This window comes from Flavobacterium sp. DSR3-2 (assembly GCF_049896525.1).
GTDB lineage: Bacteria > Bacteroidota > Bacteroidia > Flavobacteriales > Flavobacteriaceae > Flavobacterium.
This window is the reverse complement of the sequence record NZ_JAFCUM010000007.1, coordinates 139,713-163,521: the sequence shown is the minus strand read 5'-3', so window position 1 is coordinate 163,521 and position 23,809 is coordinate 139,713. Positions and strand designations below refer to the sequence as shown.

General features: G+C 34.1%; 21 protein-coding genes and 1 pseudogene. 14 read left to right on the top strand and 8 right to left on the bottom strand.

Translation table 11 applies throughout. The features are described from left to right. Nucleotides 1-2: 2 nt before the first annotated feature. Both ACP7AV_RS10485 and gcvP read right to left on the bottom strand, forming a co-directional pair. A complete protein-coding gene (locus ACP7AV_RS10485; RefSeq protein ID WP_426091904.1) occupies nucleotides 3-1,349 on the bottom strand; it encodes a M48 family metalloprotease in 1,347 nt (448 codons plus the stop codon). Between the two features lie 94 nt (nucleotides 1,350-1,443). Continuing rightward, nucleotides 1,444-4,293 (bottom strand): aminomethyl-transferring glycine dehydrogenase, encoded by a 2,850-nt coding sequence (gcvP, locus tag ACP7AV_RS10480; RefSeq protein WP_426091903.1) that lies wholly within the window; start codon nucleotides 4,291-4,293, stop codon nucleotides 1,444-1,446. A gap of 146 nt (nucleotides 4,294-4,439) precedes the next feature. Here gcvP and ACP7AV_RS10475 point away from each other — a divergent pair, with 146 nt between their 5' ends. Next, a complete protein-coding gene (locus ACP7AV_RS10475) occupies nucleotides 4,440-5,252 on the top strand; it encodes a hypothetical protein (protein WP_426091902.1) in 813 nt (270 codons plus the stop codon). Nucleotides 5,253-5,377: 125 nt separating this feature from the next. Continuing rightward, nucleotides 5,378-6,493 (top strand): ATP-binding protein, encoded by a 1,116-nt coding sequence (locus ACP7AV_RS10470; protein WP_426091901.1) that lies wholly within the window; start codon nucleotides 5,378-5,380, stop codon nucleotides 6,491-6,493. Here the strand turns inward: ACP7AV_RS10470 and ACP7AV_RS10465 are convergent. The 3 genes from ACP7AV_RS10465 to ACP7AV_RS10455 all read right to left on the bottom strand — a co-directional run bounded on the left by ACP7AV_RS10465 (nucleotide 6,474) and on the right by ACP7AV_RS10455 (nucleotide 9,822). Next, nucleotides 6,474-6,992 (bottom strand): SRPBCC family protein, encoded by a 519-nt coding sequence (locus tag ACP7AV_RS10465; protein WP_426091900.1) that lies wholly within the window; start codon nucleotides 6,990-6,992, stop codon nucleotides 6,474-6,476. The genes ACP7AV_RS10470 and ACP7AV_RS10465 overlap by 20 nt on opposite strands. After that, nucleotides 6,992-7,705, bottom strand: coding sequence for a YqjF family protein (locus ACP7AV_RS10460; protein WP_426091899.1), 714 nt, complete (start codon nucleotides 7,703-7,705; stop codon nucleotides 6,992-6,994). Before ACP7AV_RS10460 ends, ACP7AV_RS10465 begins: the two co-directional genes overlap by 1 nt. Before the next feature lie 89 nt (nucleotides 7,706-7,794). Beyond that, the gene (locus ACP7AV_RS10455) at nucleotides 7,795-9,822 is read right to left on the bottom strand and encodes a M3 family metallopeptidase (protein ID WP_426091898.1); all 2,028 of its coding nucleotides are present in this window, start codon (nucleotides 9,820-9,822) and stop codon (nucleotides 7,795-7,797) included. A 225-nt stretch (nucleotides 9,823-10,047) separates the two neighbouring features. Here ACP7AV_RS10455 and ACP7AV_RS10450 point away from each other — a divergent pair, with 225 nt between their 5' ends. Beyond that, nucleotides 10,048-10,719, top strand: a complete 672-nt coding sequence (locus ACP7AV_RS10450; RefSeq protein ID WP_426091897.1) for a hypothetical protein — start codon at nucleotides 10,048-10,050, stop codon at nucleotides 10,717-10,719. 47 nt (nucleotides 10,720-10,766) lie between these two features. Here ACP7AV_RS10450 and purE read toward each other — a convergent pair whose 3' ends face one another. Both purE and ACP7AV_RS10440 read right to left on the bottom strand, forming a co-directional pair. Further along, nucleotides 10,767-11,249 carry a 5-(carboxyamino)imidazole ribonucleotide mutase gene (gene purE / locus ACP7AV_RS10445; RefSeq protein WP_426091896.1) on the bottom strand — a complete coding sequence of 161 codons (483 nt, stop codon included), beginning with the start codon at nucleotides 11,247-11,249 and terminating at the stop codon, nucleotides 10,767-10,769. Between the two features lie 56 nt (nucleotides 11,250-11,305). Next, complete coding sequence (locus tag ACP7AV_RS10440) at nucleotides 11,306-12,463, bottom strand: 5-(carboxyamino)imidazole ribonucleotide synthase (protein ID WP_426091895.1); 1,158 nt, start codon at nucleotides 12,461-12,463, stop codon at nucleotides 11,306-11,308. A gap of 216 nt (nucleotides 12,464-12,679) precedes the next feature. Between ACP7AV_RS10440 and hpt the strand changes: the two genes are divergently transcribed. The 11 genes and pseudogenes from hpt to ACP7AV_RS10385 all read left to right on the top strand — a co-directional run bounded on the left by hpt (nucleotide 12,680) and on the right by ACP7AV_RS10385 (nucleotide 22,361). Continuing rightward, nucleotides 12,680-13,210 carry a hypoxanthine phosphoribosyltransferase gene (gene hpt, locus ACP7AV_RS10435; protein WP_426063417.1) on the top strand — a complete coding sequence of 177 codons (531 nt, stop codon included), beginning with the start codon at nucleotides 12,680-12,682 and terminating at the stop codon, nucleotides 13,208-13,210. Nucleotides 13,211-13,222: 12 nt separating this feature from the next. Beyond that, on the top strand, nucleotides 13,223-13,795 hold the full coding sequence (locus ACP7AV_RS10430) for an adenylate kinase (RefSeq protein ID WP_426091894.1): 573 nt from the start codon (nucleotides 13,223-13,225) through the stop codon (nucleotides 13,793-13,795). A gap of 222 nt (nucleotides 13,796-14,017) precedes the next feature. Next, entirely contained in the window at nucleotides 14,018-15,292 is a 1,275-nt protein-coding gene (locus ACP7AV_RS10425; RefSeq protein ID WP_426091893.1) for a hemolysin family protein, read from the top strand. 65 nt (nucleotides 15,293-15,357) lie between these two features. Beyond that, entirely contained in the window at nucleotides 15,358-16,359 is a 1,002-nt protein-coding gene (gene obgE, locus ACP7AV_RS10420) for a GTPase ObgE (protein ID WP_426063420.1), read from the top strand. Between the two features lie 184 nt (nucleotides 16,360-16,543). Continuing rightward, nucleotides 16,544-17,033, top strand: a pseudogene (locus ACP7AV_RS10415) (transposase); the annotation flags it as partial. 599 nt (nucleotides 17,034-17,632) lie between these two features. Then, nucleotides 17,633-18,331, top strand: coding sequence for a tetratricopeptide repeat protein (locus tag ACP7AV_RS10410; RefSeq protein WP_426091892.1), 699 nt, complete (start codon nucleotides 17,633-17,635; stop codon nucleotides 18,329-18,331). Between the two features lie 33 nt (nucleotides 18,332-18,364). Continuing rightward, nucleotides 18,365-19,720: a UDP-N-acetylmuramate--L-alanine ligase gene (locus tag ACP7AV_RS10405; RefSeq protein ID WP_426091891.1), complete on the top strand. Its 1,356-nt coding sequence runs from the start codon at nucleotides 18,365-18,367 to the stop codon at nucleotides 19,718-19,720. A gap of 8 nt (nucleotides 19,721-19,728) precedes the next feature. Then, a complete protein-coding gene (locus ACP7AV_RS10400; protein WP_426091890.1) occupies nucleotides 19,729-20,187 on the top strand; it encodes a GNAT family N-acetyltransferase in 459 nt (152 codons plus the stop codon). A 12-nt stretch (nucleotides 20,188-20,199) separates the two neighbouring features. Next, the gene (gene radC, locus ACP7AV_RS10395; RefSeq protein WP_426091889.1) at nucleotides 20,200-20,895 is read left to right on the top strand and encodes a RadC family protein; all 696 of its coding nucleotides are present in this window, start codon (nucleotides 20,200-20,202) and stop codon (nucleotides 20,893-20,895) included. Between the two features lie 9 nt (nucleotides 20,896-20,904). Next, complete coding sequence (locus ACP7AV_RS10390; RefSeq protein WP_426091888.1) at nucleotides 20,905-21,594, top strand: YjjG family noncanonical pyrimidine nucleotidase; 690 nt, start codon at nucleotides 20,905-20,907, stop codon at nucleotides 21,592-21,594. Nucleotides 21,595-21,596: 2 nt separating this feature from the next. Further along, complete coding sequence (locus tag ACP7AV_RS10385; protein WP_426091887.1) at nucleotides 21,597-22,361, top strand: hypothetical protein; 765 nt, start codon at nucleotides 21,597-21,599, stop codon at nucleotides 22,359-22,361. Between the two features lie 74 nt (nucleotides 22,362-22,435). On the opposite strand, the gene ACP7AV_RS10380 is transcribed toward ACP7AV_RS10385, so the two are convergent. Further along, nucleotides 22,436-23,713 (bottom strand): replication-associated recombination protein A, encoded by a 1,278-nt coding sequence (locus tag ACP7AV_RS10380; protein WP_426091886.1) that lies wholly within the window; start codon nucleotides 23,711-23,713, stop codon nucleotides 22,436-22,438. Between the last annotated feature and the right edge of the window lie 96 nt (nucleotides 23,714-23,809).

Here is a 23,809-nt window from a genome sequence, read left to right as displayed (position 1 = left end):
TATTAATTTTTATTTAATCCCTTGAAAAAAGTATATGCATTTTGAAATTCCGTATCGTTTTTGGATATCAATTCATTTTTTTGGCAAAAATAATAACCAATTTTTTTTAGGTCTTTTAGTTCAATATTGTTTAAAAATAATCTTATTTGGTTGATGTATATTTCCTCGGAAAAAGAGTTTATCGGACCTACATATTTTCCGAAAACATGATGTTCTTTTAAAAGATATACTTTTTTCAATAAATTAGACACTTGACTAATGAAGGTCTTTTGGTCCAATTCATTTTTTTCATGCAGTGCTAATAATTGATACAAAGCAAAGTCTAATTTTGAGGTGTCTAAAAATATTTTAATGCTGTTGTCAACTGTTTTTTGCTTTATCAAGGCTATTTTATTGTCATTTGAATTTGTAGCGGTAATATTATAATTCTGAAGAATATTGTTGATACGAAATGGAATGTCTGGGTGCGTTTTTAAGGAATCTTTGTCAAGAGTAAAATCATTTGAGCTTTCAGTAGTATCAAACATTTTGTCTTCATTCTCAATCCATACGTCTTTAAAAGGATATTCTTTATAATTAAAATTTTGTTTTAAATTTATTGGATTATTAAAAATTATATCGTCAGTCAACTCCAGTTTTTTTAAAATATTTAAAGAAGCCTGCTGGTTGAATTTTGTGTTTTTAAACAAAGTAAAGCCAAGGGAATCAGCTTGGGTTTCTGAACTTCGACTTCTTTTCATAAAATTAAAGTTCAAATCCTTCAGTAATAAAGTTACAGCAGATCTTCGTCCATACTTTTTATTAAAGGCGCTATTAAGTTGCTGTTTAACAACCTTCGAGCTGAACGTTTTGATGTATTCTTCGAGCGTTTTGTCAGTATGTTTTAAAATATGGTGTGCTAATTCATGACAGATAATAAAAGCCATTTCGTCATTATTTTCAATAAGCGTGAATAAACCTAAATTAATGGAAAATATTCCGTTTCCATGGCAGGCAGCATTAGGAATTAAAGATTTATTGATCAAAAAATAAAAATCTTTCGTGTCAATTTGGGGATTTGAACGGTATATTTCAGCAACTATTTCTTGAAGAAATCCAGTAAGGGTTGGGTCAAAAATAAATGTGCTATCCTTTACATTTTTTAAAAATGAAACTTTTCTTTCTAAAAGTATTTCCTTGACTTTCTTTCTTTGATTAACACCAAACTCATTTATTTTATTATTCGTAATTTTAGTAAGGTAATTGTCTAACGAATCAATGCTCTTAGGAGAATAACTAAATTCATAAGATTGGGCTTGACAGGTTCCGAAATAAGATAGTAATAGAAATAATATGATTTTTGTTCTCATAATACACTTGTAAGAATTGTTTTGCTAATACAAGTATAATAAAAATACCCCGATTTATCGAGGCATTTTTTTTTTTTTTTGAGCAAATCTAAAATTAGCTTTCCATGTAGGCTTCAATTGGAGCGCAAGAACAATTTAAATTTCTGTCGCCATACGCTTCATCTACTCTACGAACCGTAGGCCAGAATTTATTCTCGGCAATGTATTCTAAAGGAAATGCTGCTTTTTCACGTGTGTATGGAAAATTCCAGTTATCAGTTGTAACCATCATCAAAGTATGTGGCGCATTTTTCAATACATTATTAGGATTATCTACTGTAGCAGTTTCAATTTCTTTTCGTATCGCAATCATAGCGTCACAAAAACGATCTAACTCTTCAAGATTTTCACTTTCAGTAGGTTCAATCATTAAAGTTCCGGCAACAGGAAAGGAAACCGTTGGAGCATGAAATCCATAATCCATTAAACGTTTTGCAATATCTGTCACTTCAATTCCTTTTTGTTTAAAAGGTCGACATTCCAAAATCATTTCGTGTGCCGCACGACCCATTTCTCCTGAATATAACGTATCATAATGACCGTTTAATTTCTCTTTGATGTAGTTTGCGTTTAAAATTGCATATTCAGTAGATTGTTTCAAGCCTTCGGCACCAAGCATACAAATATATCCGTAAGATATTAAGCAAACTAATGCTGATCCCCAAGGTGCTGCAGAAATTGCCGTAATAGCGTTTTCTCCACCTGTTGGAATTATTGGGTTGGTAGGTAAAAACGGTACTAATTGTGGAGCAACACAAATTGGTCCTACTCCTGGTCCACCGCCTCCGTGAGGAATAGCGAATGTTTTGTGTAAGTTCAAGTGACAAACGTCAGCACCAATAGTTGCAGGATTTGTTAATCCAACTTGGGCGTTCATGTTCGCGCCATCCATATAGACTTGCCCACCGTTATCGTGAATCAATTGTGTAATTTCTCTAATCGCGCTTTCAAAAACACCGTGAGTTGAAGGATAAGTTACCATTAAACAAGAAAGATTGGCTGCGTGCAAAAGTGCTTTTTCACGCAAATCTTCCACGTCAATATTTCCGTTTTCCAATGTTTTAGTAACCACAACTTTCATTCCGGCCATCGCTGCCGAAGCCGGGTTTGTTCCGTGCGCTGATGATGGGATTAAAGCAATATTTCTATGGTGATCTCCTCTTGATTGGTGGTACGCACGAATTACCATTAATCCGGCGTATTCGCCTTGAGCACCTGAATTAGGTTGTAATGTTGTTCCGGCAAAACCAGTAATGACGTTTAGCTGATGTTCTAATTTAGCCAACATTTCCTGGTATCCTTGTGCCTGATCAAGCGGTGCAAACGGGTGAATGTTATTCCATTGTGCCATGCTTAAAGGCAACATTTCTGAAGCGGCATTCAGTTTCATGGTACAAGAACCTAATGAAATCATTGAATGATTCAGCGCTAAATCTTTTCTTTCTAACATTTTGATGTAACGCATCAAAGCTGTTTCTGATTGGTGTTTATTAAAAACATCGTGTTGTAAAAACGTTGATGTTCTGTTTACGTTTTCAGGAAAATGATTGGTTTCGGACAAACTTTTAATGGTGTTTACCGCAGTACCATTTGCGGAAGCGAAAACAGCAATAATTTTATTTAAATCGGTAATACTTACTGTCTCGTTTAGAGAAATTGAAATCGTATTATCGTCAATGTAATAGAAATTAATTTCGTTTTCTTCAGCAATTGTTTTTACTTTTTTGGCATCAGCCTTTACAACTATCGTATCAAAGAAAGCGGTATTGGTTTGTTGATAACCTGATTTTTCTAGAGCGTTTGCCAATGTCGCTGCCGAAGCGTGTACTTTATCAGCTATGTATTGTAAGCCTTTTGGACCATGATAAACGGAATACATTCCTGCCATAACTGACAATAAAACCTGCGCTGTACAAATGTTTGATGTTGCTTTATCACGTTTAATGTGTTGCTCGCGGGTTTGTAACGCCATACGCAAAGCGCGATTTCCATCAGTATCAACAGTTACACCGATGATTCTTCCCGGCATACTTCTTTTGTATTCGTCTTTTGTAGCAAAATAAGCAGCGTGTGGTCCACCATAACCTAACGGAATTCCGAAACGTTGTGTTGTTCCAAGAACTACTGCAGCGCCCATTTCTCCCGGTGGAGTTAGTTTTACTAAACTCAAAATATCAGCGGCAACAGCTACTTTTATCTCGTTTTCAGCAGCTTTCGCGATAAATTCAGCGTAATCATAAACTTGTCCAAATTTCCCTGGATATTGAAGGATTGCTCCAAAATATTCCGAGGAAAAATCGAATGTTTCATGGTTTCCAATAACTAATTCAACTCCAATTGGCGTCGAACGTGTTTGTAAAACCGATAAAGTTTGTGGGAATATTTCTTCAGAAACAAAAAATTTATTGATATTTTTTTTCTTTTGGTCGCGAGAACGAACGTCAAAAAGTAATGCCATTGCTTCTGCAGCGGCAGTTCCTTCGTCCAATAAAGAAGCATTAGCGATTTCCATTCCGGTCAATTCGATAACCATCGTTTGGAAATTCAGAATTGCTTCCAGACGACCTTGCGCGATTTCGGCTTGATAAGGTGTGTAAGCAGTGTACCATCCCGGGTTTTCAAAAACATTTCTTTGAATCACCGCAGGAATAATGGCGGCATTGTATCCTAGACCAATGTAGGATTGAAAAACTTTATTTTTATTCCCTAATTTCTGAATGTGATTTGCAAACTCATATTCGGTCATTGCAGGTTCTAAATCTAAATCAGATTTTAAACGAATGTCACTTGGAATCGTTTCTTGAATTAATTGTTCCAGTGTTCCTGCTCCAATTGTCTTCAACATGTGTTCTAGATCATTTTCTCTTGGGCCAATGTGTCTTAATGCAAAAGCGTCTGTTTTCATTGTATATAAAATGGGTTGTGTGTTTCTAGTTTTAAAGGCTGTAAAATTAAATATTAATATGCTATTAATTGCCTTTTTTAACGTGATTTTCTGTGAATTTTTCAACTAAAAGCCGTTCTTATTAACACTTTGATTAATTTTGTCTAATGAGGTTTTTTAAACTAATATTCAATTTTTATGTAAATGGTAGCATCCACGTGGCTTTGTCGTGTTACGCCTTGGTGCGAATGACGCAATATATGTTCCACATTCCTGAAGGTGATGCAGTTGCTAACTTTGTTTTTTTTGGTACTATTGTAGGATATAATTTTGTAAAATATGATGCTTTGGCTCGAGCCAAAAAAATACAAATGCGGTCAGAACTTAAAATAATTACTTTGTTCAGTTTTTGTTCGTTTATTTTGGTTGGCTTTTATTTTTTTCAGATGGAACGCGTTACCCAAATTGTTGCCATTGCGTTTTTGAGTATTACGTTGCTGTATACGCTGCCCTTTTTTCCGAACAAGAAAAACGCGAGAAATTGGGCCGGTGTCAAAATTTATATTGTGTCATTGTGTTGGGTGGGAGTCACGTTGGGATTACCAATTTTAGATTCGGCAATACCAATTACTCCAGACTTTTATTTAAAATGCTTGCAGCGCTTTATTTTGATTTTCGTGTTAGTTCTGATTTTTGAAATCATTGATTTGGCAAATGATGATCCGCATCTTAAAACAGTTCCGCAACAAATTGGAGTAAAGCACACCAAAATATTGGGATTGATACTTTTGATTCCATTTTATTTATTGGAGTTTTTTAAAAGTAATTTGGATAAAAACCAATTGATTATAAACTTCATTTTAGTGCTGATGATTTCGTTGTTTTTAATTTTTGCCAATGAAAAACGGTCAAAGTATTACACTTCTTTTTGCGCAGAAAGCATTCCAATTGTTTGGTGGTTGTTACTATTGTTATTTTAAAAAACACTTAATTGGTGAATACGTTCACCAATAATAGTATTAATGTGGTGAATACGTTCACCAATAACAGTATTAATTTGGTGAATAGAATATATTAGTAGTGTATTTGAATAAAATTCACAGTCATGATTGTTAGAGATATAACCCCAGTAATAAAGAATGATTTTAATAATGGAAAAGTTATAGTATTGATAGGCCCGCGTCAAGTAGGTAAAACTACATTGGTGAATTCTTTGTTGAAGGATATTCCGTTTCTGTTTCTTGATGGCGATGATGCAGTTGTGTCAGATACTTTTGCAAATGCAAAGACAGAAACCTTAAAAAATATTATTGCGAATTATAAATATGTCTTTATTGATGAGGTGCAACTCATTCCTAACATTGATCTGAAATTAAAAATTATTGTTGATCAAATCAAAAATGTACAAGTAATTGTTAACGGCTCTTCAGCTTTTGATATTAATTATGTTACTCAAGAGCCATTGACGGGTCGGAAATTTGAATACCGTTTGTATCCCATTTCATGCAATGAATTTGAGAGTAATGTTGGGTTTATAAAAGCGCAACAACAATTGGAGTTGCGGTTGCTTTATGGTATGTACCCTGATGTCATAAATAACTTTGGAAATGAATATGAAATTTTAAAAAATCTTGTTTCCAGTTACTTATATAATGATGTTTTGAGCTTAGCGGGTATTAGAAAATCGGAGGTTTTACAAAAAATTTTACAGGCATTGGCTTTTCAAGTTGGTAGTGAGGTCAGCTATAATGAAATTGCACAATTAGTTGGTGTGGATAAAAACACAGTTAATAACTACATAGATTTGCTGGAGAAAGCTTTTGTGATTTTCAGGTTAAATAGTTTTAATAAAAATTTAAGAAATGAAATAAAGTCGAATAGAAAAATCTATTTCTACGACAATGGTGTTCGAAATATGTTGATTGGAAATTTCAATTCTTTAGAATTTCGTCAAGACAAAGGAGCTATATGGGAAAATTTTCTAGTCTCGGAGCGACTTAAGACGCTGTACTATACCCAAAGTTTATCAAAACCTTATTTTTTGAGAACCACGCAGCAACAGGAAATAGATTATATTGAAACCAATGCTGATGCGGTAAAAGCTTTTGAATTTAAATGGTCTTCAAATAAAAAAATCAAATTACCTAAATCATTTCAAGATGCCTATCAACCAAGTTTTTTGGTGATAAGTAAAAAGAATTTTAGGGAATTTCTGAAATAATGTTATTTTTTTGGCTGTAAACATCCCGATTGTTTACTGGTTGTAATAGCTTACTTTCAGAAAAAGCTTTCAACACTTTGTTTCTTTCGAGAATAAAATTAATCAAATGATTTTTTAGAAACAAAAAATCAAACAATTCACCAAAAACACCATAGGGAACTTCGTAAAATACTTTGTCTTTCATGATAGTTAGTCCATTTTTTTCGTAAAAAATATGTTCATGACGGAAGGATTTGAATTTTCCTTCCTCCATTTCATCCACAAAATAATCATACTGATTCATTGCTGTTATTCGGCTTTTGTGCGTCAGATAAAAACCAAAATGTTTTCCGCGCCAAGTCACCGTTTGATTGTAATTTATCAATCCGGAAGTGACTCCATCAATAGCTGTTTCGTTTGTAGGACTGGCAGATTTTTGGTGAAAGTCGATATCTCTGGAAACGTCAAAAACAGTTTGTATGGGAGCTTTTATTTGGGTCCTAATTTTTATTCTGGTCATTACATTTGTATTTTTCGTTTGTCTTCAATTGTAATTTTCGAGCCAATGGCCAGAAATACAGAAGTAGGTTGTAAATCCTTGATAAAAGCAAATTCTTTTCCGTAAACACCTTCAAAATCAATTACTGACTCGTTCTTAATTACTTCAAATTGTTGCCATCTGGGATGCGTGACTTGGTATTCAAAAGTTGCATTTTCGTTGATTTTGGTATATCCAAAATAATGCTCCGTGATAAACTCAGCTTCAGAATCTAGTTCAATTGCAACGGGATCAATATTGGTTTCTACATGAATAGTATTCCAGTTATTGTTTACCTTCCATTGGTATGTAAATTCTCTGGAGTTTTCATTCACTTTCAAAGTATGTTTCATCGGTAGCGTTCTATAATGCTCATAGTAAAACATATTTGCGACAATTGTAATAGCATGTTTTGGAACAATTTCGCTGATAAAAACCGCACCTCTTTTCCATACTCCATTTTCTAAACGTCTCACATAAAACCGAAGATTGACCTCTTCAAAATTAGAATGAAGCGGGATTTTCATTCCCAAAACGCGCACGTTTTCAAATAGGAATCCAATAAAACTAACATAACATTTGCCGTTCCAAAAATCGATTTCCGTTCCTTTTGGGACATATTTTTCCAAAATTTGAGGATTGACTTCGTAATTAATCATTGCTAAATTATTCCATTCGGCTTTTAAAAAACTCATATTTTATTGGATTTTAATTTTTTGTAGGTATACTGAAAATCTATAAAAAAACCCGAAGCCTGTTACTCCCGTTTTTAAAATATTTAGAATTATACCAATCCGGCTCTTTTCAGTAATGCTTCCGGTTTAGGTTCCTGTCCTCTAAAGCGTTTATACAAAATCATCGGGTGTTCTGTTCCACCTTTCGAGAGTACGTTTTCTTTAAACTTGGTTGCGACTTCTTTATTGAAAATACCTTTTTCTTGGAAATATTCAAAAGCATCTGCATCCAGAACTTCGGCCCATTTATAACTGTAATAACCGCTTGAATAGCCTCCTTGAAAAATATGGGAAAAAGAAGTACTCATCGCGTTTTCTTTTACATCAGGATACAATTGTGTTGCTGCAAATTGTTCGTTTTCAAAAGCTTTGATGTCTTTGATGTTCGAAGGATTCTGGGCGTGCCATCCCATGTCCAGTAATCCTAAACTCAATTGGCGCATCGTTGCCATTCCTTCCTGAAAACTTGCGCTTTCCTTGATTTTATGGACTAATTCCATCGGAATTATTTCGCCAGTTTCAAAATGATATGCAAACAAAGCTAAAGCTTCCGGTTCATAACACCAGTTTTCAAGAATCTGACTTGGTAATTCCACAAAATCCCAATATACCGAGGTTCCGGATAAACTTGGATACGTGGTGTTGGCTAAGATGCCGTGCAACGCGTGACCAAATTCATGAAATAAAGTTGTTACTTCGTTAAAAGTTAGTAAGGATGGTTTTGTTTCGGTAGGTTTCGTGAAATTGCATACAATGGAAATATGCGGCCGTTCATTAATTCCTTTTTTGATGTATTGTGATTTAAAAGAAGTCATCCAAGCACCGTTTCGTTTGCCTTTTCTTGGAAAGAAATCAGCATAAAAAACAGCAACCAGTTGGGCGTTTTCATCTTTTACTTCGTACGTTTTTACTTCTTCATGGTATTTATCTACTTCAAAAATTTCTTCAAAAGTGATTCCGTATAATTTTTGCGCTACTGCAAAAGCACCGTCCAAAACTTTTTCTAATTGAAAATACGGTTTCAATATTTCATCATCCAAGTTGAATAGTTGTTGTTTTAATTTCTCAGAGTAATAGGCACCGTCCCATTTCTCGAGTTGCTTAATTCCGTGTAACTCTTTTGCGAAAGCGGTCAATTGTGCAAATTCTTTTAAAGCTGCCGGTTTGGCTTTTTCCAATAAATCATTCGAGAATGTTTTTACTTTCTCCGGACTTTCTGCCATTCGTTCTTCAAGCACAAAATCAGCATGAGTATCGTAACCTAAAACTTTCGCTCTGTCAAAACGCAATTTGGCAATTTTCAATACGATTTCCTGATTGTCAAATTCGTTATTTTGAAAACCTTTTGCGCCAAAAGCAATTACTATTTTCTTACGCAATTCGCGATTGTCAGCATACGTCACAAACGGAACATAACTTGGATAATCTAAAGTAAAAACCCAGCCTTCTTTTTCTTGGCTTTTAGCCAAAGAGTGAGCGGCTTCGATAGTTCCTTCCGGTAAGCCGGCTAAATCTTCATTATTTGTAATGTGTAATTGATAGGCTTGAGTTTCGGCTAATACATTTTCGCCAAACTGCAAACTCAATTTCGATAATTCTTTGTCAATTTCTCTTAATTGATTCTTTTTGTCTTCCGGTAAGTTTGCTCCGTTTCTGGAAAAGCTTTTGTATTTTTTCTCCACAAGCGTGGTTTGTTCCGGATTAAGATTTAGTTTTTCTCGTTGCTCATAAACGGTTTTTACTCGAGCAAATAAATCAGGATTAAGGCGAACGTCATTTCCAAATTCAGATAATAACGGTGAAACTTCCTGAGCGATTTTTTGAATTTCGTCATTCGTTTCTGCTGAATGCAAATTAAAAAAAATGCTTGAGATTCGGTCTAAAACATCGCCGCTGAATGCCAATGCTTCAATCGTGTTCTCGAAATTGGGATTTATTGGATTTTGTACAATTGCATCGATTTCGGATTTTGCCAATTCGATTCCTTTTTGGAAAGCGGGAAGGAAATCTTCGTTTTTAATTTTCGAAAAAGGTGCTGTATTGTATTTTGTATTGAAATGGTGGGTTAAGATGCTCATTTGTATTTTTGATAAAATAATTCCATGTTTAAAAATATCAAATGTACGGATTTAATAAAAAAAACTAGGTTGTCCAAGCAATTGATTTCGTTCAAAGTAGCGGAGGTAATTGTGTTATTTAAATGTTATTTATTTCGTTTGCCCGTAATAAAGTCCTAAATTGTACAACAAATGATTGGTTTTGGAAACAAGTAATCAGAAGATAAAATTAATAGTAAAAGAAATATGAAGTATCAAATCACAATAAATAGCACTAATACAGTAGATGAAATTGAGGAATATTGGACAAATGAAGATTACATCAACCTGTTAGAAAAGTTCGATTATCCGGATGCTTCGGATGCTGATCCTGCCACTTTAAGAGAATTGTTGTTTATGGCAATAAGCGATTTTGAACCCAGAGATGCCGCTGTTGTCGTTTTAGAATATAAGTTGTCAGAGGATTTGAATGAAGGTCAGATTCAACAAATTTCAAATGATATGTTTCTCGATAAAGTTTGTGAAGAATATCCGGAAATAGGATTGCATGCAAAATTGTTTCATATCAATCAATTGCTTTTTAAAGCATACAATGGAAAGTTTCCCAATGCAAAAGCAACAATCGTAACGCTCACAATCGCGCCATTAGAAAGTGAAAACAAGATTCAATTGACCAAAGAATATGTGCTTAAATTATTGAGTAAAGGATTGTCTGATGGTAATCTTATCAAAAGATTGTTTGATCAGGCGATGAATGAAAATGCTCCTTTCCCAGAAGCAGAGGATGTTTTGTGGGATTTGACAATTACGGATACTTTGAACTATACCATTCTCACTTCAGAATATTGGTTAAATAAGGAGGACATAATCGCTTCGGAATTTGAAGGGATTTTAGAAATAGCAGCTGAGACGGAATGATAAAAGTCAAGATTTAAGTCTAAAAAAGCTCCGTAATGGAGCTTTTTCTATTTTTGGAGACTTTCAGCAGCGATGTTTACGGCTTCTTTCAATCCTGTTTTATACTTAATGACTTTCTCCAATACACTTTTGTTGTGGCTTCCTATGATTTGAGCGGCGAGAATTCCGGCGTTTTTAGCACCGTTAAGCGCAACTGTTGCAACGGGAACTCCGCTTGGCATTTGAAGAATAGATAAAACACTGTCCCAACCATCAATGGAATTACTTGATTTTATGGGAACGCCAATTACAGGAAGTGGCGACATTGAAGCTACCATTCCAGGCAAATGTGCAGCACCGCCAGCACCGGCAATAACAACCGATATGCCGCGGATGTGTGCATTTTGGCTGAAATCAAATAGTTTTTCAGGTGTTCTGTGTGCCGAAACGATATCGACTTCTGTTTCTATATTGAATGCTTTTAGGATATCTATGGCTTCTTGCATAATAGGCATATCGGATATGCTTCCCATTATTACGGCTACTTTCATTGTTTTTTTCGTTTAAAGTTTAAAGTTGCATACTGCGACTGACCACGGATTACTATTTAATGACCACTGATTACTCGAATCGTATACTTTACCTCTTCAGCAATTCTTCGTGCTTCGATAATGTCTTCATTTACGATGGTTACGTGACCCATTTTTCTGAAAGGACGCGTTTGTTTCTTCCCGTAAATGTGCGGTGTTACACCATTCCATCCTAATATTTTTTCGATATTTTGATAAATCACATCTCCAGAAAATCCTTCGGAACCGACTAAGTTTACCATAATTCCGGCGACTTTACTGTCCGTATTTCCCAAAGGCAAATCAAGAATGGCACGCAGATGGTTTTCAAATTGCGATGTGTAGCTGGCTTCAATCGAATAATGACCCGAATTATGAGGGCGTGGAGCCACTTCATTCACGAGGATTCCATCATCTTCGGTCTGAAACATTTCAACGGCTAATAATCCCACATGATTGAATTTTTCGGAAACATTCAGTGCTATTGCTCTAGCTTTTTCGGCTACTTTGTCGTTAATTCGAGCCGGACAAATCACATATTCCACTTGGTTGGCTTCCGGATGAAATTCCATTTCCACGACAGGATACGTTTTTATTTCGCCTGATGGACTGCGGCAAACAATAACGGCCAATTCATTTTTGAACGGAACCATTTCTTCGGCAATGCATTCAACATTAGCTAAATTATCCAAATCTGAAATATGCCGAATCACTTTTACACCATTTCCATCATACCCAAATTCGGTACATTTCCATACAAATGGCAGTTTTGTTTTTGAATCCAATATAGAAACAACAAGACTTTTAAGATCGTCAAAACGTTTGTAACTGGCGGTTGGTATACTATGCTGAATGTAAAAATCTTTCTGAATTCCTTTGTTCTGAATCAGTTTCAACGTTTTTGGCGATGGATATACTTTCAGTCCTTCTTCTTCTAGTTTTACCAAAGCATCCAGATTTACCAGCTCAATTTCGAAAGTCAAAACGTCCACTTTTTTACCAAAATTATAAACCGTTTCAAAGTCCATTAAATCTCCTTTGAAAAATTGGTCACAGGCAATTTTGCATGGTGCTTGATCACTTGGATCCAAAACGTAGGTTTGTATGTCGAATTTTCGGGTATCAAACAACAGCATTTTGCCCAGTTGTCCGCCACCGAGAATTCCTAATTTGAAAGCTGAAGAAAAATAATTCATTGTTTAGTTGTATGTTTAGGCAAAGATACTTTATAATGATTGAATAGGGAAATCCTATTTTATTTTCTTCGGAATTTCTCTTGTGACTTTTATGATTGTCAATAAATTTTAGCATGTTTTTTTATGAAATTTACTTAAAAATACAAATTAAGGCCCAAGTATCAATTCACAAATCCGAATTCTATATCTTTGCACATTATTTTAAATACAAAAATAATGATACAACTTCTCGATAAACAATTTGTTCCGTTTATTTCTGCTAAAGAAATAGAATTTGCCTTGACAAAAATGGTTGCCCTGATAGAAGACGATTTTGCTGATGAAATACCAGTATTTGTAGGTGTTTTGAATGGTGCTTTTATGGTTGTTTCTGATTTTATGAAATTATATAAAAAACCATGTGAAGTATCTTTTATAAAAATGGCTTCTTATGAAGGAACTTCTTCAACAAATCAAGTGAAACAATTGATCGGACTCAACCAGGATTTGACTGGACGTTCGGTTATTATTATAGAAGATATTGTAGATACCGGTAACACATTGGTGGAATTGAAAGAATTGTTCAAGCAACAAAATGTAAAACATTTTAAGATAGCGACGCTTTTTTTCAAACCGGAAGCCTACACTAAAGACATTAAAATAGATTACGTTGGAATCCGAATTCCAAATAAATTTATTGTTGGTTTTGGCTTAGATTATAATGGATTAGGAAGAAATTTACCCGAAGTATATAAACTAAAAGAATAACTACACATCAACATGACTAACATTGTTTTATTTGGAAAACCAGGAGCTGGTAAAGGAACTCAGGCGGAGTTTTTGAAAAAAAAATATAGATTAAAGCATATTTCTACTGGTGACGTCTTCCGTTTTAATTTAAAAAACGATACAGAATTAGGCAAACAGGCAAGAGTTTATATGGATGCCGGCGATTTAGTGCCGGATGAGTTGACTACTAAAATGTTGATTGATGAGGTAAATAAACATCCGGATACCAACGGGATTTTATTTGACGGATATCCAAGAACAATCTCGCAAGCCGAAGCGTTAGACGCCTTTCTTATTTCAATTGGTTCTAATGTTGCTGCAACAATTGCGCTAGAAGCTGATGATGAAATCTTGATCCAGAGATTATTGGAAAGAGGAAAAACAAGTGGTAGAATAGACGATCAAGATGAAGAAAAAATCAGAAATCGCTACCAGGAATACAATGAAAAAACGGCTCCTTTAATGGAATATTATCAGGAGCAAGGCAAATTTCATGCAGTAAACGGAATAGGTTCTATTGCGGAAATTACCGAAAGAGTAAGTAAAGTGATAGATAATTTATAGGAGCAATTCCAGCTGTACATTACAAGTCCTCAATAAAAAAATATTTTTCTAAGTCATAAAAGGAGCTTCCTTTGGTCGCTCTTTTTTGTCAAGAAAAAGTAATTTTTTTATCTCCGGGCTTTCCACTGCCATCAGGGCTAAATGATGAGGTGGCAAACAACTGTTTTCTAAAATAAAAATTTAGGAATCACATTTTAAGATATAAACGAATCAATTAAAAAATTGGAAATAGTAATAATATTTTTTCTAATACTGCTAAATGGGGTTTTCTCAATGTCAGAAATCGCATTGATCTCAGCACGAAAAAATAGACTGGAAACTGCAGCGAAAAAAGGAAATAAAAGTGCCAAAATCGCTCTGGATTTAGCGAATTCACCGAACAAATTTTTGTCAACCGTACAAATAGGAATTACTTTGATAGGAATTCTTACCGGTATTTATAGTGGGGACAAAATAACGGTCGATGTAGAAACATTTGTAAGTGGCTTTGAGTTTTTAAAACCATACGCACATTCTGTTGCAGTGGGTTTAGTTGTTGTGATATTAACTTTTTTCTCGCTCGTTTTGGGTGAATTGTTGCCAAAAAGAATTGGACTCAACCATCCGGAAGCTATTGCAAAAGCAGTGGCGTTGCCTATGAAAATTGTGTCAATAATTACTGCACCTTTTATCTGGTTGTTAACTCACTCAACTGATTTTTTATTAAAAATTTTGCAAATAAAACCAACAGCAGACGGAAAAGTTACTGAGGAAGAAATAAAAGCAATTATCAAAGAAGGAACTGAAGGCGGTGAAGTTCAGGAGATAGAGCAAGATATTGTGGAGCGTGTTTTTCATATTGGCGACAGAAAAATAAACTCTTTAATGACTCATAGAAAATCAGTGATGTTTTTGCCATTACATTCAAATAAAGACCAAGTTAAGGAATTTATGCTGAAAGAACTTCATTCAATTTATCCGGTTTATGGGGAAAACTATGATGATATTGTTGGGGTTGTTAATCTAAAAAATATTTTTGCACATTTTGAAAATGAAAATTTTAATTTGGCAGATATCATGACCGAAGCTCCTTTTATGATGGAGCAAACGACAGCTTATGTAGCTTTAGAGGATTTCAAAAAAACAGGAATACATTACGCGTTTGTCTCTGATGAATATGGCGTTTTTCAAGGTGTGATAACGTTGAATGATATTCTGGAAGCTTTGGTAGGTGATGCTTCTGATTTTTATAAAGATGATTTTCAATTAATAGAAAGAGAAGATGGAACGTGGTTAGTTGACGGACATTATTCGTTGCACGATTTCTTGACGTACTTTGAATTAGATGAATTAATCAATGATTATGAAGTTACAACTGTGAGCGGATTAATAATGACAGAGCTCTCTCATATTCCAAAACAAGGGGAGAAATTAATTTGGCAGAAATTTGAATTAGAAGTTATCGATATGGATGGCGTGAAGATTGATAAAGTGATGGTGAAGGCGATTAAATTATAAAAATAGATGTAAGTTGGAAGTTTGAATCTATTCAAACTGAAATCTAAAATCTGAAATTAAAAAAAATGACAGAAGGGAATTTTGTAGATTATGTTAAAATATATGTTTCATCCGGTAAAGGAGGAAAAGGATCTACGCACTTGCACAGAGAAAAATTTATTGAAAAAGGTGGACCTGACGGTGGTGATGGTGGTCGTGGAGGCCATGTATATTTAGTGGGAAATAAAGGTCTTTGGACATTATTTCACTTAAAATTTGCCCGACACATCAAAGCTGGAAATGGTGGAGATGGAAGTGGCGACCGAAGTACAGGTGCTGATGGAGATGACAAATACATTGAAGTGCCATTAGGTACTGTTGTAAAAGATAAAGAAACTGGAGAAATATTATTTGAAATCACCGATGATGGTGAAAAACAAATTTTATCTCGCGGTGGAAAAGGAGGTCTTGGGAACTGGCATTTTAGAAGTTCAACAAACCAAACTCCCAGATACTCTCAACCTGGTTTACCTGGAGTAGAAATGGATGTAATTTTAGAACTAAAGGTTCTTGCTGATGTAGGTTTGGTAGGTTTTCCTAATGCTGGAAAATCAACGTTGTTATCAGTATTGACATCTGCTAAACCAAAAATTGCTGATTACCCTTTTACAACCTTAAAACCTAATCTTGGAATTGTAGCATACAGAGATTTTCAATCTTTTGTAATTGCAGATATTCCGGGGATTATAGAAGGAGCTGCCGAAGGAAAAGGATTAGGACATTATTTCCTGCGTCATATTGAGCGTAATTCAACGTTACTTTTTTTAGTCCCTGTTGATACACCAGACATTAAAGCTGAATATGATATTTTGGTAAATGAATTGACGAAGTATAATCCTGAAATGCTTGATAAAGAGCGTTTGTTGGTGATTTCTAAATGCGATATGCTGGATGATGAGTTGAAAGCAGAATTAAAAATAGAATTAGATGTAGCTTTCAAGGATGTTCCTTACATGTTTATTTCGTCTGTTGCGCAACAAGGTTTGACAGAATTGAAAGATAAATTATGGAAAATGTTGAATGACTAAAAGTACTCAAAAAGTACTATTTGTATATATATATTAAGGGTTTCAAATTTACGATACCACTAAACAAGTCTTTTTAAGCATTAATTGTTGTAAAAAAGGAGTAGAAAACAAATTTTTCTGCTCCTTTTTTCGTGTATTTAACTGTAGCCATAATGCTTTTTAGATGGTAGTTCAATAACAAAAAATTCAATTCAGTGTGTATTCTTTGTTGTATGATTTAATCGATTTTTCATTTATGTATGATGAGTTGTTGAATAAGGATTGTTCCAAAAATGGACGTGCCGCAGAAAGTCCTGTACTTATGTTCAAATATTTGGGCCTTAAAAACAATTTACACCGTTTCAGCTGTTGATTTAGTGGAGCGCTCGGGTTTTAATTTGTCCTTTAAGTATTTTTTAGGGATGACTCCAGAAGAAGGTGTTGTCAATTCTAGTTCGTTAATAAAATCTAGAAAATTAAGTTTAAAAGATACCGATCAATCAAATTTATTGATAAACAAAACAGTATTTGTAGCAGTTGAAAAGGATATTATTCGTTTCAAATTCAGTACCGTAGATGTCTCACATACTTTAGTAAGTTCAAATTCGTTTTCGGTAATTCAAGTATTGCGTGAGCGTTTCAAACTACTACGAAGAACAGTATCGTTATTAAACTACCAATTCAAAGAACGCGTGCTATAGAAGCATTGTAAGGCATTACAAATATGCAAATGCAGGGAGCAATGGCAATTTTCGCGGTCAACTTGAAAAGAATACTAATATTAATATAGGAAACGCAATCTCCATCCGCATTATGCAAAATGCACCTTTAAAAGTCAAAAATAGACTTGTACAACTTGTAATAAAAAACAGTTATAAAAAGAAAAACGTCTATTAAGGATGTTTAGAATCCTGTTGCAAACGTTTTTTAATTGGCTATAAAATAGCGCTAATCGAAAATAAGTAATGTTTTTCAATGCCCTAGATGATTTGCACCTCGTTTTTATCCCGAGTAGCTTTTTGCTGTATTTTTGAAACTATTTCATTGGCAGATTTAATTTTTCCATCATTTTCATATTCAATTACCTTAAGCTAGTTTTTGTCATAATCTTGTCCAAAAATTGAAGTAGAGATGAAAAGGAATAGTAAAAAAATATTTTTCATAATTTGTGTTTAAAATAGTGAAGAAATATTCTCTAATGTGGTTAAATTAATATCAGAAAATATTTCCTACTAAATTACTAATTTTTACTTAAAATCAAATCTAACGTATCATATTTCCCTATTTTTGAAGAATGAAACATATTATTTATTTATTTGTATTCCTGCCGGTTATGATGTGGTCTCAATCTGATTTCGATAAAGCAGAAAAGCTATTCAAAGCACAAAAATTTGATCAGGCGCAGTTAGTTTTTGAATCTATTTTAAAAACCAATCCATCAGATTTGAAGACTATTGAATATCTGGGAGATATTGCCGGACATCGTAAATCTTGGGATAAAGCTATTGGGTATTACAAAAAACTTAAGCAGCTGAAACCGTCCGAGGCCGATTATCATTTTAAATATGGAGGAGTTTTAGGCATGAAAGCTAAAGATTCAAACAAGTTTAATGCGCTTGGAATGATTGATGAAGTGAAAGCTTCCTTTGAAAAAGCCATCAGGCTAAATCCAAAACACATTGAATCGCGTTGGGCATTGATAGAGTTATATATTCAATTACCGGGAATAGTTGGCGGAAGCGAATCTAAAGCTATAAAATATTCCAACGAATTATTGCGATTATCACCCGTTGACGGATATTTGTCAAGAGGCCACATTGAGGAATATTTTAAAAGATACAATGTTGCAGAACAACAATATAAAAAAGCAATTCTTGTAGGAGATTCAAAAACAAGTTATCAAAAGTTAGCTAATTTGTACAAGAACAAAATGCGAGATTCTGAAAAAGCAAAAGCAATATTGGAAACCTACAATAAAAAAAATCAGGACTGATCTTAAACTCAACAACCATAAACCAAAATTAGAATGCGTACACATTTTATAGCTATCGGAGGAAGCGCTATGCACAATCTGGCTTTAGCATTACACAACAAAGGATATCAAGTTACCGGAAGTGACGATGCAATTTTTGAACCATCAAAATCAAGATTAGACAAAAAGGGTATTTTACCACCGGTTTTAGGTTGGTTTCCTGAAAAAATAACTAAAAATATTGAAGTTGTAATTCTTGGAATGCATGCCAAAGCAGATAATCCTGAATTATTAAAAGCGCAAGAATTAGGACTGAAAATATATTCGTACCCGGAATTCCTTTACGAACAATCCAAAAATAAAACACGAGTTGTTATCGGTGGTTCTCATGGAAAAACATCTATAACTTCGATGATTTTACATGTAATGCATTACCATAACATTGCAGTAGATTATATGGTTGGCGCGCAACTAGAAGGATTTGATACGATGGTGCATCTTACGGAGGAAAATGATTTTATCGTTTTGGAAGGAGATGAATATTTGTCTTCGCCAATTGATCGCAGACCAAAATTTCATTTGTATCAGCCTAATATTGCATTAATTTCGGGGATTGCGTGGGATCATATTAATGTTTTCCCAACGTATGAGAATTATGTAGAACAGTTTGAAATTTTCATTGGTAAAATTACTAATGGTGGGATTCTCGTTTATAATGAAGATGATTCAGAAGTAAAACGAGTTTGCGACGCCGCGACAAACCCAATTCGAAAATTAGCGTATCGTACTCCAAAATATAGCGTTAGCGATGGTGTGACACTTCTAGAAACTCCGGAAGGCGGTATGCCTATTGAGGTTTTTGGAGCGCATAATCTCAATAATTTGGCTGGAGCCAAATGGATTTGCCAAAATATGGGCGTTGATGAAGCTGATTTTTATGAAGCGATTGCCAGTTTTAAAGGTGCTTCAAAACGATTGGAAAAAATAGCCGAAAGCAAAACGAAAGTAGCCTATAAAGATTTTGCACATTCACCAAGCAAAGTGGCCGCAACTACAAAAGCAGTAAAAGAGCAATATCCAAACCGGACTTTAGTAGCTTGTTTAGAATTGCATACGTACAGCAGTTTGAATGCGGAATTCCTGAAAGAATATGAAGGTGCATTGGAATATGCTGATAAAGCAGTAGTTTTTTATTCGCCTGATGCCGTAAAAATCAAACAGCTTGAAGAAGTTACATACGACCAAATTGCAAATGCTTTCAATAGAAAAGATTTAATTATTTATACCAATCCGAAAGATTTCAAAGACTATTTATTCAACTTGAATCTTGAAAATACTTCTTTGTTATTGATGAGTTCCGGTAATTATGGTGGATTAAACTTTGATGAAGTAAAGGAATTAATAAAGTAAGTAGTGATATGAGTGATGCTATTATAATTTGTAAAAGTACAAGTGAAAATCCGGATTTCATAAATCTCATATCAGCATTAGATAAAAGTTTGTGGGAACGTTATCCGGAATTGAAAGCAGATTATTGGGGAAATAATATTTTGGAATTAAATCCAAATGTCGTTATTATTTATTTGGATAACAAAGCGGTGGCTTGTGGTTGTTTTGAAAAACACAATAAAAATACAATTGAAATAAAACGAATGTTTGTTTCGCCTGAAGCTAGAGGGATCGGTTTAGCGCAAAATATTCTACGTGAATTAGAGCTTTGGGCACATGACTTAGGATATTTATTTTCTGTTTTGGAAACTTTATACAAACAAAAGGAAGCTATTGCTTTGTATCAAAAAACGGGATATACAATAGTTGATAATTACGAGCCTTACGTGGGTTTAGACAATAGTATTTGCATGGAGAAACAAATTTAAACAACAAGATGAATGGCTGAAAATTCCTTTTTTCCTATTACCAATTGGTCCGAAGATGACAAGCCGCGAGAAAAACTGATGCTCAAAGGCAAAAGTGTTTTGAGCGATGCCGAATTGATTGCCATTTTGATTGGTTCAGGAAGCAGAAACGAGTCAGCTGTTGATTTAAGCAAACGGATTTTGGCAAGTGTAGATAATAATTTGAATGCATTAGGGAAATTATCTTTATCACAGCTCATGCAATTTAGAGGAATAGGGGAGGCGAAAGCGGTTTCTATCATTGCAGCTTTAGAATTAGGAAGACGCCGAAGAGGGGAGGATGCAGTGGAATTAAAGAAAATCACTTCGAGTAAAATCATATTCGAAATTATGCAGCCTATCATTGGCGAATTGCCGCATGAAGAATTTTGGATTATATATATGAATAATTCAAATAAGGTTATTTCGAAATCGCAGTTGAGTAAGGGCGGAATCACAGGGACATTGGTTGATGTTCGCATTGTTTTTAAAACGGCGCTCGAAATGGGAGCTACAGCTTTGATCTTGTGTCACAATCATCCTTCGGGAACATTGATTCCCAGTGATGCTGACAAACAGATTACAAGAAAATTAAAATTGGCAGGCGATAATTTAGAAATAAAAGTATTGGATCATCTCATTGTAACTGAAACTAGTTATTACAGTTTTGCAGACGAAGGAATATTTTAAAAATATAAAATGAAACAAACACATATAAAAGACGTTTTTTTTGATTTAGATCATACGCTTTGGGACTTTGATAAAAATTCAGAGTTGACATTCCAAACTATTTTCAATAGAAATCATCCTACAATAGAAACAAAAGAATTTATTGAAAAGTATGTACCGATAAACCAAGAATGTTGGAAGTTGTATCAATATGATAAAATTACCCATGGAGAATTGCGTTACAATCGACTCAAACATTCTTTTGATGCTATAAATTATTCAATTTCCGATGAAGAAATTGATTCAATATCAAATGATTATATTTGTTTTTTGCCAGAGAATAATCATCTTTTTGATGGAACGATTGAACTTTTAGAATATTTGAAACCGAAATATAATTTGCATATTATAACCAATGGTTTTGCCGATGTTCAATTTAAAAAATTAAATAATTCGAAAATCGGTTCCTATTTTCAGACGATTACTAATTCTGAAATGGCAGGAGTAAAAAAACCAAATCCTATTATTTTTGATTACGCTATAGATTTGGCTAAAGCCCAAAAAGAACATAGTATTATGATTGGCGACAGCTTAGATGCGGATGTTCAAGGAGCGTTAGATGCGGGTTTAGACGCTATTTATTTCAATGAAGGGTGTATGACTGTTGAAGATCATATCAAACAAATTAATCATTTATTAGAACTTAAAAAATATTTATAAATATGAAAAAGCAATTTTTATTAGTAGTACTACTCGTTGTTAATTATACTTATTCTCAATCTGTAAACGATTATAAAGCTTTTATTGTTCCAGTTAAATATGATTTTCTAAAAGGAGAAAATCAATATCGTTTGAATACATTAACTAAATTTAATTTGAATAAAGCCGGTTTTAATTCGTTTTACAGCAATGAAACTATTCCGGTCGAATTTAATGACAGATGTGATTTGCTATATGTTGATGTTGTTAAAGAGAATAGTTTTTTGACAACTAAACTCTACATAACCATGAAGGATTGTAATGACAAAATTATATTTCAATCCGCCGTTGGTAAAAGTAAAGAAAAAGAGTACCAAGTTGCCTATACCGAAGCGTTGAATGAAGCATTTCAGTCCATTAACAACTTGCAGTACAAGTACAGTGGTCAAAAGATTGCGAAAACTGAATTTGCTGTTAATGAACCTGAAATAAGTAAAACAGTTTCAGCTCCCGCAGCTATAGTCGAAACACCAGCTTTAAGTACACCAAAGATTATAAGTAAAACAGATGCTAATTTGCTTTACGCACAAGCCACCGCTAATGGATATCAGTTAATTGATAGTACACCAAAAGTGATTATGAAAGTTTTTCATACTTCAAATAAATACTGTTACATTGCTGTGAAAGATGACATTCAGGGAGTTTTAATACTAAAAAATAATGAATGGGTTTTCGAATATTATCAAAACGACCAGCTCTGGTCTGAAACAGTAGCGGTTAAGTTTTAGATAAAAACTTTGTATTTACTAAAATAGATAAGAAAACGTATTTAGCAATAAATGCATTTTTTTATGGTTTGATTTTAATAACCGTATTTGTTTTTCCATCGGTTTTTTAAGAATTCTCGTGTAATGTTTTCTCTTGAGTTATTTCCAGGAATATATATGGGATTATTGGATAAGGCTTCTGGTAGGAATTCTTGTTCTGCGAAATTATTGATATAATCATGAGCATATTTATATTCTTCACCATAACCCAATTCTTTCATCAACTTCGTAGGAGCATTGCGTAAGTGAATAGGTACCGGTAGATCTCCGGTTTGTTTTACAAGCTGTTGCGCAGTTCCAATTGCCAGGTACGACGCATTACTTTTTGGGGATGTCGCGAGATAAACTGCACATTGACTCAAAATAATTCTACTTTCTGGATATCCAATTGTAGCTACAGCCTGAAAAGTATTATTAGCCATAATAAAAGCTGTTGGATTGGCATTCCCTATATCTTCACTGCTTAGAATTAGCATTCTTCGCGCTATAAACTTGACATCTTCACCACCTTCAATCATTCTCGCGAGCCAGTAAACTGCTCCATTAGGATCACTTCCTCTAATGGATTTTATAAAAGCAGAAACAATGTCATAATGTTGTTCACCGGTTTTGTCATATAAAACGGTATTTTGTTGTACCAAAGAGAAAACCAAATCATTAGTGATATTAATTTCGTCTTCATTTGAAGCATTTACAACAAGTTCAAAAATATTTAATAGTTTACGTCCATCACCGCCGGAAAGTCTCAATAAAGCCTCGGTTTCACTTAAAATAATATTTTTTGTAGATAAATAAGTATCTGTTTTCATCGCACGTTCCAGTAGGGATTCTAAATCATGTTTGGTAAATGCATTCAAAACGTACACTTGACAACGAGATAGCAATGCAGGAATTACTTCAAAACTCGGGTTTTCAGTAGTGGCGCCGATAAGGGTAATCCACCCTTTTTCTACTGCAGCCAATAGGGAATCTTGTTGCGATTTACTAAAACGATGAATTTCATCAATGAATAAAATAGGATTTCTAGCAGTAAATAAACCACCACTTTGCTTCGCTTTTTCAATCACCTCGCGAATGTCTTTAACACCCGAGTTGATCGCGCTCAAAATATAAAATGGTCGTTTTGATTCCTGTGCAATAATTTGTGCTAAAGTAGTTTTTCCAGTTCCCGGTGGTCCCCAAAAAATTAATGAAGGGATAATCCCTTTCGCAATTTGTTGTGTCAATGAGCCATTTGGTCCAACCAAATGGGATTGACTGATGTAGTCTTCTAATTTTTGTGGTCGTATGCGTTCCGCAAGTGGTGCTTCCATAATGTAAAATTACAGTTTTTTTAATTTGAAACAGTTTGCGTTTGTGAAAGTTTATTTTTTAGGAGCTATTTCCAGCTTTGCACTTTATCTTTTATA